The following is a 12514-nucleotide window of genomic DNA, read 5'->3' as shown; positions in this document are numbered from 1 at the left end:
AGTAATCCTCCTTATTTTAATGAAGGAAAGGTAATCTCTCCTTTTTTATATTTACTCATTTCACTTTCAATAAATTGTTTATCCTTATCTGATATCATTGGACCAAAAGGTGCCAGGCTATACACACCATGTTCAGCACTTAACATCACTTGACCATGTGGAATACCATCCTCACTAAAGTAATCTTCCATCATCACAACATATGCTTGTGATACATCGTTTTTCACACTCGTAATGACATGATCCTTCCCCATATACGATTGATCATCAAGGTAGCCAATGACATAAATTCCCGACTTTTTAGCTAAGTCTATAACATCTCTATTGTAGGAGTTTCCTTTGCTATAAACAACATCTACTCCCTCATCTATTAATTGTTGAAGTATTTTGGTTGCTTTTTTACCATCGTCTCTACTATCTACATATCGATAATAAAATTCAATTTCCGGTTTATAGTAAGCTAATCCTGATTCAAACTCCGGATTTTTCTCTCTTGCTTCAAAAGCGTCTATTAAACCAACTTTATTTGTTTTCGTCATTTTTGCAGCGCAAAGTGCAGCAAAGTATTCAACCTCTCCCTGGTCGAATGTATATACAGATTGATTAGGATATTGGGAAGTACCATGTAGAGTAATGAAGTGAATATCCGGATACTTTTTTGCTGCTTTTGTAAACATTTCCGAAAACTCCCGGCCATGTCCAATTATAACTTCTGTTTTGTTTTGTATCGCTGTTTCGATCGTATCTTTTATTAATTCATTTGTATTAATTTCACTATAAAGCGTCACGTCAACTGGGAAAAGCTCTTCCATTTTAAGCTTTCCTTTATATGCCAGACTTCCCCAGCTCTGATCTACAATCTTGTCATTTGTTATTATTGTCACCTTAGTTTTCACGCTGGATCCAGTTGTTACAATTTCCGAGATGATATCTTTCGTTTTAAACCCTATTATACTAATAAAGACAATTCCAACAATCACGGCCATTATCCCAATAAATCTTAGTTGTGTCGATTGTTGCATCATGCTTTTCTCTCCCTAAAGATTGTACAGTTTCCTTATATCATTATAGCGAACAATCTAACCACATGCTATACATTTATGATAAATATCTACATTATTCGACATTACTTACTCTTCTTCATTTCTTTTTAATTTTCATTTCACTATTTTATAGACCGTTGTACTTTATAAAGAACAACAGTCTATGAAAATAAGCCCAGTGCCTTATCAAACACTGAGCTTATTCACTATTTCAGGATGTTTTTTGTCAACCAATCCTTCAGTTCTTCCTTAAGTATATTATGAATCGGGTCTTTTGCTTCATTTTTGTATTGTTTTAAAAGGTTTAACATCGTTCTTTCTCCGTGAAATTCCTTTAACATGTGATCCATGTTTTGAATGATAACTGATGTTGCGTCCGGTTTTTCAAGTTGCTCGATTCTCTTTAAATTCGCCGGATTTGCCTGCACATCCTTATCACCTGTGATAGCCACAATAGGGCATTGAGAATTTTTGAGGATGTCAATAATCATTTCTGTTGAAAAAGAGTAGTGTTCTCTAAACCATCTTACCGGAATCTTTTTCAGTTGATATCTCATCGTATCACCTTGTGATTGCTCTATCTTGCTCTTTAAATCAACCGCTTGTTTTTTTATCTTTTTTTCGGTGACAAGCATTCTTAACATGATCCCTTTTAAGCCTTTTAAACTCTTTATTTCGTCAATAATTAGTTGATTTTGATAAGCCATTGGCTCTTCCAAATTACTCGCCGCTCCTGCAAGTAAAATCAAACCGGCAACTGGCATTTGTTGATGTGCAACTGTCCCGATGATACATCCTTCACTATGACCTAACAGCAATATTTTGTCACGATCTACCTTTGGATGATTTTTTAAATACTGAATATTTTCCTTCACATCACGAACTAAATCCAACATACCGGATTTGATTGGATCTCCTTCACTTTCTCCCACAGATCTTTTATCATATCTTAGTGTAATAAAGCCCAATCCAGTTAAAAAATGAGCTAATTCTTTATATAAATTTGAATGAATAGCAGGTTTCTTCATATTTCCATCACGATCCGAACCACCAGAACCATTTATTAATATAATGGCAGGGTATTTTTCCAACTCTATTGATGGAAAAGCCATAGTCCCCTTTAATGTAATATCATGAATGATCGAGATTGCTTCTTCACGAATAGTATACATACATTTATCCCCTTTATAATGTTATCATTATTGATAATGATAACATTAATCCGGAAAATTTTCATTACAATTAAAAACAAAAAATTAATCCTCGTCTTTTACATCAACATCTTCTGGAATCGGTTCCTTCATAAACTCTTCCACTAACTTTTTATATTTCTCCATTTGCTCCAGATGTGTATTAAATTGTTCTTTATTAATTAAATATTGATTTCCATCAAAGAGTGCTCTGATCTTTTTTTCCAAGATTAATTTTTTTATTTGCTCTTCTGGTAAAGATAAGTACTCTGCTGTCTCCTGCACTGTTAAATACATCAACATTCACCTTTTCTTCTTTAATTGATTTTATATTAGTAAAAATAATACTATGTTTCAATTATCGAGTTCAAATAGTATTTTATAAGCCACAATATTTGTGAAAAAAGCCATATGAAAAGCACCAGGACCAAATCACCTGATGCTTCTCCGAACTATATTATACAAGTAAAGGTATTATTAATCCTGACAGTAATAGGATTAATGCTCCACCTAGCCTTGAGGATATTTGTGCGAATGGCATTAACTCCATCCGTTTTGATGCAGATAGAACAGCAACATCGCCTGTACCTCCCATGTTTGCCATACATAATCCTGCTGTGATAGCTGCTTCGATCGGATAGAAGCCTACGAGCTTCCCTAATAATCCTGCCCCGATAATTGCCCCTAACACTACACCAAATACGGTTAAAATGTATTGGAACGATAACGCTTGTAAAACAGTATTTAAATCTGTATACGCCACTCCAATTCCAAAAAGGAGAGCGAAAGTCCAGTTACTTGCGACGAATTGATACCATTGACTAGCCCCGTCCAGAACAACTTGTGGAATAATACTAGCAATTTTTGCAACTGCTACGATAATGATCATGATTGCATAAGGATGTAACGGTAAAAAATCACCTAACAAATGACCAATTGTGAAAAACGTTAATGCTGCTAATAATCCAACACCCATTTTTCCAATATCATATTTTTGTTCACTTTTTTCATACTTAAATCCTTTAATCAATTGGCCATTCCCTGTTAAAGAAGGAAACTTATTTCCGACCATATTAAGTACACTTGCCAGTACAATAGCAAAAACATTACCTAATGCTAACGCAGGGACTAGCATTGAGATATAATAGCTCGGTTCATTCCCCAACATTTCAGAATATATTTGGCTCATCGGTACTGCGCCGGCACCCATTCCTCCACCCATAATAGGCATAGTAATAACTAGAATGGCATCTTGAAGAGAAAAACCTACTAAACTACCAAAAATAGCTGCAATGATAATAGCTCCAATTACCGCCCCAAAGATAGGAATAAAATAACGCAATCCTACCTTTACTAATATTTTTGCATTCATCCCTAAAATACTGCCTGTAATTAATGCTGCAATATAAAAATCTAAAAATCCTCCTGTTGTCATAAAATCAGTGACTGATGTTGTTATTGATTCAGGGAGTACTCCACTGTAAACCATATATGCTGAGCCAAAAATAGCTACAATGGCTCCTCCACCAAAAAACGTTTTCACAATTGGAGTACGATCTCCTAACCATCCAAAAGCTTCACCTAAAACAATCATAACTAGTAAACTGCCAATCATGCCACCTGGCAAGTTTCCTGTGTACATACTTACTATTGTAATGACTCCAAATATAACGAACCATAAAACAGGTGTATTAAAAATGTTCAATTGTGTTTTTGTTTGTACTTGTTGAATATCACTCTTAGGTTCATAGTCCATTTTTTTTGCTGTTGATTCCATTCTATTTCCCCCTTTTAATTCTCATTGAATAGTTTTCAAATTACTATAAGAACTATCTGAATTTACAGTAACCGCTTTCAATACGATACAAAGTTTACTAGAATATTCAGATATTTTATATCTTTTGAAATTATTGGTACCTTTTTGAAACTAAAAAAAGCAACCTGTACTGGCTGCCTTTTACTCTTTTTATTTACTTTGATTTATTTATATCCTCATTAAAGCTTTTACTTTTTATTCCTGCTCTTAATAACTCGATATCAACCTCAACGTCCAATTCAGCTTTTGCAAACTCTTCATCCCACCTATCCTCAACTTCTTTGTATTTTTTATGGTCCCGCCTATTGAGAGACTCTCCAAATCCAAAGATATCTACTTCATATTCCTTCTGCACTTTCTTAATAAGCTGGGATATCTCTGCTTTCACAAATTTTTCAACAAGTTGTTCATGATCTCGATACACATTAAGTTTCGTCAAGTCTTTTGGACATTGTGTTCCTTGTATCTTGGCTTCACTATTAATTTTCACTTTAATTTTTGGTCGATCATTCTCATATTTAGCATCTAATTTCACCTTTGATCTTACGACTCGAACATCTAGAAAAAATTCTTCTTTTTTTGTTGTGTTCGCATCTTCTGATTGACATGCAATACTCAGACTCGTACTTCTTAAATCTTTTGTCCAAAGAAATCCCCTAGTCTCATCTAAAGAAAGTTTCCCCACCATTTTATCACCTTTGAAAACAGCCATCCCATCAGCAAGAACCAATGCACTAGGAGCAATCTCCTTATTATTATCTACAGACTGTCCTTTCTCCGGTTCTCCTCTGATGGATATGATTCCTGCAACAGGATTGATCCCCTTTGAAATAAGGGAAGTAATGAAATCATATAACTGAACATCCGGATTTCCACCCCATTCATCCGTGAGTGTATCAATTTGAGTACTAAGCTTCAATGAAGGACTTTTTTGAACGGGATAGGTGATTTTAGTGAAATCTGAAGCAGGATAACCACTTGTGACAACAATACTAAAGTCATTTCGAAACTGTCCACTTCGATCAAGAAAATCTAAAAATCCAAAAACCCCTTCTCTTGCTAGTTCTTCACTAATATAGAGAACTCTTGTATGCGAAAATACAAGCTTACGAGTTAACCCAACATTCATTTTATTTGATAATTCCGAGAGAGAATTCCCTTCTAACGTGTATATGTTCACAGGCGCATTTCCCTGTGCACTTTGCTTACCAAATTCAGCAGAATTAATAACCTCAACTGTCATCCGATACTTCTTTTCTTCTCCTTTGTCCACTGCAATACCTGCCACAACCGCTATCTCATCAAGTTCTTCCCGATCCCAACATCCTGACAAAATTAGAAGCAATGTTAAAAAAAGTAATAAGATTTTTTTACTCATTTTCCTTTTTCCCTCCAGTTTTTCGATCTGGAGGAGATGGTTGAGATGTCTCACTTGTTTTCACCGGCGCTTTAGACATCAAATATGATGGGCGATAGCGGTCTCCCCAGATTGGCATTCGAACAAAAACATCTGTTTGATCCTTTAGTTTGAACGGAGCCACAGGAGTTAAATACGGAATTCCAAATGTTCGTAAACTTACTAGATGAATAACCATAACAATAAGAGATAGAAGAATACCATATAGACCTAATGATGCGGCCATAACGATTAGAATAAACCGAATCAATCTTGCAGCTATTGAAAAATTATAAATAGGAGACACAAAGCTTGCGATTGCAGAGAAAGCAACAACGACAACTAAAACATTCGAAACCAAACCTGCTTCAACTGCTGCTTGTCCGATAACAAGAGCACCAACAATAGATAATGTTTGGCCAACAGCCCGCGGCATTCTAATTCCTGCTTCTCTTAATACTTCAAAGGTAAGCTCCATCATTAGGATTTCAATAACTGCAGGAAATGGTACCCCTTCTCTCTGGCTTTGTATATTAATTAAAAGAGGTGTTGGCATTAACTCATGATGATAAGTTGTAATTGCCACATATAGTGATGGAAACGTCAATGTAATCAAAAAAGACATATAACGAATAATTCGAATAAAGCTGGTCATGAAAAAAGGTTGATAGTAATCTTCTGTTGACTGAAAGAAATCTGTAAAAACGGATGGAACTATCAACACAAATGGTGACCCATCAAGAAGAATGGCTATTTTCCCCTCCAAAATATTCCCGCTTATGCTATCAGGTCGTTCACTGTTATAAACTAATGGGAATAGGGTAAAGGTATTATCCGTGATAAATTCTTCTACATTTCCTGTATCAAGTAAACCTGAAGCTTTAATTTTATTTATCCTTGTCTTTACTTCACTAAGAATATCCTCATTTACAATCCCTTTCATATAGCCAATTGTAAGTTGAGTATTTGAGTCATTTCCAACAGTATAATCTTCAAAGATGAGCCGAGGATTTTTTATTTTTTTCCTAATAAGACCTATATTCGTATTAATATCCTCTACAAACCCTTCCTTTGGACCACGAATAATCGTTTGAGTACTCGGCTCTGAAATAGAACGTTTATCTGTCCCGCCAATATTTAATGCCAAAGCCTTATTGTGCTGATCAATCATCACAATGGCATACCCATTTAACATTTGCCAAACAAGTTGATGAAGTGTTTCTCCATATTCATACGAAACAGCCGGAAAAAATGCTTCTCTTATATAGTCGATATCTCTATGTGCATCTTTTTCAGATTGGTTAAACGCTTCCCTTAGTGGCTCTAAAACCTGTTTATTCAGCTCACTTTTGTTCAAGGTTGTACTTAAGTAACAAACACACCCCTTCAGATCTCCAACTTTAATACGGATTTCTTCATAATCCGATGTTTGCTGAAACACTTCTTGTATACTACCTAAATCTCGATCCAATTTCCCGTCATAATGCTTCGGTATTCCCTCTTGATCATATATCTCCTTCTCAGAGGTTCTTCCCCTATTTTTGTTTTTTCTTCTTGTAAACAAAGATGAAAAACTACTCATGAGCTAGACTCCTTTTTTTCCTTTTTTCCTTTTTTCCTTGTTTTCCATAAAATAAAAGGCAGTAGGAGCAAAGGAATACCAAATTGAAAAGGGATATGCATAAAGAATGGTACAAACACTAACCCTTCCTCAATATGCTCTACAAAGTTGTGACTAATAACAGCCGAGAAAAAAGCAATGAGCGATCCCATAAGCAGCGTCATACTTCGATATGGTTTATTTGTTATTAATTCAAGTCCCTTTAATCCGCCATAAAAAAAGATTCCCACCTTTACGATGATTCCGAACATAACGAAAAACACAATAATTAAATCTACACGCTCAATAAAATTCAATAGAGATATTTCACGTGATGCACTTAATAATGGGAAGTTTGCACGTTCCTTTAAATCAACTCCTAAAGTAGATATTTGGATGAGAGCCCCATAGGCGAGTAAGACACCACTAGTAAATACACCAGCAGCACTCACCTTTTTCACATGTTTCTTTGTGCCGATATAGGCACTTATCACCATGAAGGTCACCACTTCTCCAAAAGGAAATGTTAATAGCTGTGGAAATAGCGCGTTTACAATAGGTTTATATCCCTCGGCTAAGATCGGCCGGACGTTGCTTATTTCAAATTCCCCCGAGAACCATATGCCTAAGCCTGTCATGACAATAAACGCTACAACATATGGAAAGAAAACCTCACTTGTTCTTCCCAGCACCTCTAAGCCATGCTGAAATATATAGACAATGACAAGCATCATCGTAATAGAGATAACCTCTAATGGAGTCACCTCAAATATTGTAGAAACTAAGAGCTCACAGAAATCTCGCAAAACTCTTGCTGATATATAAAAAAAATAGATGACATACAAAAGGGTGATAAGCTTTCCTATCCACTTTCCGAAACAAAAGACTAAGAGCTCAAACAGATTTTTCTCCGGCATCTTTGAAAGGAGAAATAAATAATAAAGCATAATAGCTATTCCAAAAAACGTTCCAATAATAACAGCGATCCAAGCATCCTGCTTAGCTTCATTTCCTATTCCAACTAAAGCTGCACTACCAATCTGAAAACAAACAATGAGAATATATAACTGCCAAAGCGAAATTTTCTCTACCTGCTGCTTCATTACTCTACTTACTTCCTATGTTTTTGATTTTTTGTACTTTTTCTTTCACACTATTCCAGACAGAAGAAAGAAGCCCAACTAGTAGAAATCCGTATATCATCCATTTATTAGATCCTGGTTCATTTGCTAAAAGTATTTTTAACTGAGTGATGACATTACTGCTATAAAGATAAGCATCAATCTGGGCAATCAATACACTAAGCAGGACAAATATTGTAAGAAAAATGACAACTCTCATTCGCTACACACCTTAAACCATTTTTAAAAATATCAATATCCAACCCTACATATTGTGACAAACCTATATATTATTATTTGGAAATTTTAAGAAACAGATCAATAATACTCATCCTCACCATCTGATATAAGTTTTATTATGGACAAATATGGCTTTTTTAGTATGAAAGAACCAAAATCTTTCTGTGATTATTTTTGAAAATACCTTAATAAACGAAACTAGTAGAGAATATACAGGTAAATTATGTCTAAACCAATAAAAATTTTGTCTTTTTGATAGAATGATTGTCGAAGGCATTCCAAAATGGGGGAAAATCAATAATAATAGGTATATACGATCTGTTAAGCATAGGGAGCAATGAAAAATGATGAATAATGTAAACCAAGAACTGGGCCATAAAATAGACTTAGTTAGAAGATTAATGATCGCTACTGCCCAGGCAAAAGGACTGAATAACCCCGAAACAATTAAATACAGTCAAGAATTAGATAGACTTATACTAGAGTCTCAATTACTTTTAAGATCATGCAGTTAGTTTTTAGGGCAGATCCTCTATGCGCAATAATCAATCAAGAATATACTGTCCTCCTATTTACTTATAACTCCAAGAACTTGTCTTAAAGCCATAATCCTTGAGTCTTTAATCTAACGAATGGAATAAAAAAGACTAGTAGCATTTTGCCACTAGCTATATATACTTTAATGCTGATTGTATGTCTTCCCATATATCCTCCCAGGCTTCAAGACCTACAGAGAGACGTAGCAACATATCTGTAATCCCCATTTCCTTCCTTATATGTGCAGGAACAACAGCGTGTGTCATTGAAGCAGGATGTTGAATTAGTGTTTCTGCATCACCTAAACTTACAGCAATAGGTATTAATTTTAAATGATTCACAAATCTAACAGCATCTTCAAACGTTCCTTTTACTTCAAATGATAGTAATCCTCCACCATTATTCATTTGTTTTTTCATGATTTGGTAGTGAGAATGATCTGCATCCTTAGGGTAATAAATCGCCTTAACCTTTGGATGTCCTTTAAGCTTTAAGGCAATTTTTTCAGCATTCTCACAATGACGATCCATTCGAACAGCCAATGTTTTCAGGCCTCTAAGCAGTAACCATGCATCAAATGGAGAGATAACTCCACCTATATCTTTTTGTGTTGTTTTTTTAAAGGTATCAATGGTATGTTTGTCTCCTACTACAAGACCTGCAATAACATCCCCATGACCTCCGATATATTTTGTCCCACTATGAATAACCAGGTCACAACCTAGCATAATTGGTGTTTGTAAGTATGGAGTACAAAATGTATTATCTACAACTACCTTGATGTTTCTTTCCTTGGCAATTGTGACAACCTTTTTTAAATCAATTAAGTTCATCGTAGGATTCATAGGGGTTTCAATATAGATGCAGCTTGTCGTTTCTTTTATTTGTGAAATAATCTCCTTCTCTGAAGACATATCTGAAAATGTGTGATCGATGTTGTACTTTTCTTTTAATAGTTGTAATAACCCAAATGTACAGCCGTAAATTCCTTTTGAACAAAGAATGTGATCATTCGCTTTTGTTATACCAATTAAAACCGCAGAAACAGCAGCCATACCTGATGAAAATGCCAGGGCAGCTTCTCCACCCTCCAATTGTGCAATTCGTTCTTCTAACACTGACACCGTTGGATTACCTAATCTGGAGTAAATATACCCCTCTTCGATACCGGAAAATCTTTTTGCTCCATGCTCTACTGTAGGAAATGTAAATGTGGATGTTTGGTATATTGGTGGGGTTAAGCTATTTTGATGCTGATTTGGATCATAGCCCGCATGTATTGCCTTTGTGGCAAATTTGTACTCCTTTTCTTTCATAGGAATTCCCCCCTTGTTATAGAATATTTTAAACTGTCCGTCTTGGTTCCTATGGTTTATATCCTTAAGGGGGATTACGATTGACACTACATCATTTTTGACATTGAGGACAGAAAAATGATTTTTTGGAGGAAATTTCTTCTTTCACAATAATAGATTTACAACGAGGACAAGGCTCACCTTCCCGGTCATAAACAAAACAGTGCTCATTATACTTTCCTGTTCGTTCATCTTCTTTAAACACCGGCATCTCGATATATCCACCATAATTCAGCCCTCTATTTAAAATTGTTTGAATGGCGTGAAATAGTGAAGCTCTTTCCTGAGGGGAAAGTTCATCTCCCTTTCTCATAGGTAACAATTTTGCTTCAAAACAAATTTCATCAGAGTAATGATTTCCAATGCCGGCAATAAATTGTTGGTTAACGAGAGTGGTTTTTAATGCTCCCCGTTTCTTTTTAAGCTGTTCATCAAATGCTGATAATTGAAACCCCGGATCAAGGGGTTCAGGGCCTAAATCAAGAAATTCCTGTTCAACCTCTCGAGTGGAAAGTAGATGGAGATAACCTAATCGCAGTCCAATAAAAAACAATTGACAGTCATCAAAGGTTAGAGTAACCTGCTTTGTTCGATCAGGGCTATCATGTTCATTTCCAATATACATTAGCCCTCCAAGCATGAGATGCAGCAATAAATTCGCATCCGAATCCAATTTAAAAACTAAATGTTTTGCTCGGCGTTCAACAGCAACTAGCTTTCTCCCTTTTACTTCACCTATAAAAGCAGGAATTGATTTATTGATCGACTTCTCTCTTGTCACTTCTACTGACTGAATTATTTTTCCTACAAGCTTTTTTTCAAAAATCCTTCTGTAATTTTCCATCTCGGGTAGTTCCGGCACATGTAACACCTTCCTAACACAATTTTTTTGTTAGTATTTCATATCAAAGGTGTAAACATGTACCAATACAACAACACAACTCCTTAGTCTTCATAACTTTCCAAATGATAAATTAAAAACCTCTCATTTGGATTATGTTCATATAACCCATTTATTTTCATTTCTTCTTTTAATATGAAAGGAGTTTTATTATCCAAATAATAAAGATACTCTTCTGCTGCATAGTATAAAATCAATTCAACTTCCCGTTCCTTTTTTTCAACAGACTGTAGAATGTTTCGGATTACTTTCATGAAAATTTGAACAGAGAAAGGATTAAAGAAATAAAATCGATTGTCTGCCGGGTTTATTGGATATTCCTCGGCTAAACAATGGTGAAAAACAATTTGATTTCCATTTTTCTTTGTTTTCGTGATATACCTGTTGCGGTTCTTTACAGCAGCTTCATAAAATCGATTGTCCATTTCGACTCCTGCAACTGGTGAGTGAAATAAGTGATGCACAAAAATAGGCAATCTCCCCTTTCCACAACCAAAATCAACTAAGCGATCACTGTCTGTCAGTTTATAGTACTGAAATAATTGTTCTAACCCTTGATAAGGAGTAGGTTCATACCGGTGATAATGAAACGATTTGTGAAATCCCTTCTGTTCTTCATCTGTGTCAATATTAAGTAATTGATCATACGCCTTTTCTGTCATTCGTTTTTTCTCCTTTGCCAAAAACTATTCCGGACACAAACTTTAAAAACACCTCATCCCAATCATTTACGACAGTGTGTTATGATTAATAAAAAGATTGATAGATAAGGTGGGCTATAATGAATTGGATATCAACCACTAAAAAAGGTGAATTTCTAAAATGGTTTTTAGACCATCATCAATTAAAAAACAAGGAAGCACGGAGACTTATTGAATATATTCAAAAGAATCATCATCTCCTCAAGAATTTATCTTTTACCGAATCCGTACACCCTAAAGAACGCACCATCATGATCTCCAGTATCAGCTCAGATGAACCCGGCTTCCATTTTTATTCTAACGGTCTCAAAACCGAAGATGTTTCAAGAGCTTTTGGATCGTTAATGAGTAACCCGGCTGACAAGATATTCGTTATCCTTCACTATTTTGGAAAACATTCTGACCATCGCTATACACAGCTTGTTGAAACACAACGTATCCATTCTATCAAAAAATTTGAGCAGTCTGAAAAAGACGCAAAAGCTACAGACCTTGTTGTTGAGATTGCATTATTAAAAAGTCAAATTAACAAGGCACTCGATGACCGTAACGAAGAGCTCTTCCATGAATTGGTGAAACAACTGAAGGAATTGCAAAAATAAACGCATAGATTA

General features: G+C 35.2%; 13 protein-coding genes. 2 read left to right on the top strand and 11 right to left on the bottom strand.

Going from position 1 to position 12514, the window contains the following annotated elements; translation table 11 throughout:
* Positions 1–11 precede the first annotated feature (11 nt).
* The 8 genes from HWV59_RS03570 to HWV59_RS03535 all read right to left on the bottom strand — a co-directional run bounded on the left by HWV59_RS03570 (position 12) and on the right by HWV59_RS03535 (position 8386).
* A complete protein-coding gene (locus HWV59_RS03570) occupies positions 12–1025 on the bottom strand; it encodes a BMP family ABC transporter substrate-binding protein (RefSeq protein WP_235991658.1) in 1014 nt (337 codons plus the stop codon).
* Positions 1026–1249: 224 nt separating this feature from the next.
* On the bottom strand, positions 1250–2215 hold the full coding sequence (locus tag HWV59_RS03565; RefSeq protein ID WP_175638076.1) for an alpha/beta hydrolase: 966 nt from the start codon (positions 2213–2215) through the stop codon (positions 1250–1252).
* Between the two features lie 84 nt (positions 2216–2299).
* Positions 2300–2530: an excisionase family DNA-binding protein gene (locus HWV59_RS03560; RefSeq protein WP_102231003.1), complete on the bottom strand. Its 231-nt coding sequence runs from the start codon at positions 2528–2530 to the stop codon at positions 2300–2302.
* A 160-nt stretch (positions 2531–2690) separates the two neighbouring features.
* Complete coding sequence (locus tag HWV59_RS03555) at positions 2691–4010, bottom strand: 2-hydroxycarboxylate transporter family protein (RefSeq protein ID WP_235991657.1); 1320 nt, start codon at positions 4008–4010, stop codon at positions 2691–2693.
* A 193-nt stretch (positions 4011–4203) separates the two neighbouring features.
* Positions 4204–5427 carry a Ger(x)C family spore germination protein gene (locus HWV59_RS03550; protein ID WP_175638075.1) on the bottom strand — a complete coding sequence of 408 codons (1224 nt, stop codon included), beginning with the start codon at positions 5425–5427 and terminating at the stop codon, positions 4204–4206.
* Positions 5420–7027, bottom strand: coding sequence for a spore germination protein (locus tag HWV59_RS03545; RefSeq protein WP_102231006.1), 1608 nt, complete (start codon positions 7025–7027; stop codon positions 5420–5422). Before HWV59_RS03545 ends, HWV59_RS03550 begins: the two co-directional genes overlap by 8 nt.
* Positions 7024–8148: a GerAB/ArcD/ProY family transporter gene (locus tag HWV59_RS03540; RefSeq protein WP_102231007.1), complete on the bottom strand. Its 1125-nt coding sequence runs from the start codon at positions 8146–8148 to the stop codon at positions 7024–7026. Before HWV59_RS03540 ends, HWV59_RS03545 begins: the two co-directional genes overlap by 4 nt.
* 4 nt (positions 8149–8152) lie before the next feature.
* On the bottom strand, positions 8153–8386 hold the full coding sequence (locus HWV59_RS03535) for a hypothetical protein (protein ID WP_102231008.1): 234 nt from the start codon (positions 8384–8386) through the stop codon (positions 8153–8155).
* 364 nt (positions 8387–8750) lie between these two features.
* On the opposite strand from HWV59_RS03535, the gene HWV59_RS27220 reads away from it, so the two are divergent.
* Positions 8751–8921 carry an aspartyl-phosphate phosphatase Spo0E family protein gene (locus HWV59_RS27220; RefSeq protein ID WP_328824178.1) on the top strand — a complete coding sequence of 57 codons (171 nt, stop codon included), beginning with the start codon at positions 8751–8753 and terminating at the stop codon, positions 8919–8921.
* A gap of 153 nt (positions 8922–9074) precedes the next feature.
* Here HWV59_RS27220 and megL read toward each other — a convergent pair whose 3' ends face one another.
* From megL to HWV59_RS03515, 3 genes are all read right to left on the bottom strand, one after another.
* Complete coding sequence (gene megL / locus HWV59_RS03525) at positions 9075–10259, bottom strand: methionine gamma-lyase (RefSeq protein WP_102231009.1); 1185 nt, start codon at positions 10257–10259, stop codon at positions 9075–9077.
* A gap of 91 nt (positions 10260–10350) precedes the next feature.
* A complete protein-coding gene (locus HWV59_RS03520) occupies positions 10351–11160 on the bottom strand; it encodes an Fpg/Nei family DNA glycosylase (RefSeq protein WP_102231010.1) in 810 nt (269 codons plus the stop codon).
* 83 nt (positions 11161–11243) lie between these two features.
* Positions 11244–11861 (bottom strand): class I SAM-dependent methyltransferase, encoded by a 618-nt coding sequence (locus tag HWV59_RS03515; RefSeq protein WP_102231011.1) that lies wholly within the window; start codon positions 11859–11861, stop codon positions 11244–11246.
* Between the two features lie 119 nt (positions 11862–11980).
* Here HWV59_RS03515 and HWV59_RS03510 point away from each other — a divergent pair, with 119 nt between their 5' ends.
* Positions 11981–12502 (top strand): YpiB family protein, encoded by a 522-nt coding sequence (locus HWV59_RS03510; RefSeq protein ID WP_102231012.1) that lies wholly within the window; start codon positions 11981–11983, stop codon positions 12500–12502.
* Positions 12503–12514: the final 12 nt, after the last annotated feature.

It is taken from the genome of Metabacillus schmidteae (assembly GCF_903166545.1).
Lineage (GTDB): Bacteria > Bacillota > Bacilli > Bacillales > Bacillaceae > Metabacillus > Metabacillus schmidteae.
Note: the sequence above shows the minus strand (reverse complement) of the source record. Positions and strands in the feature narration are given on the sequence as shown.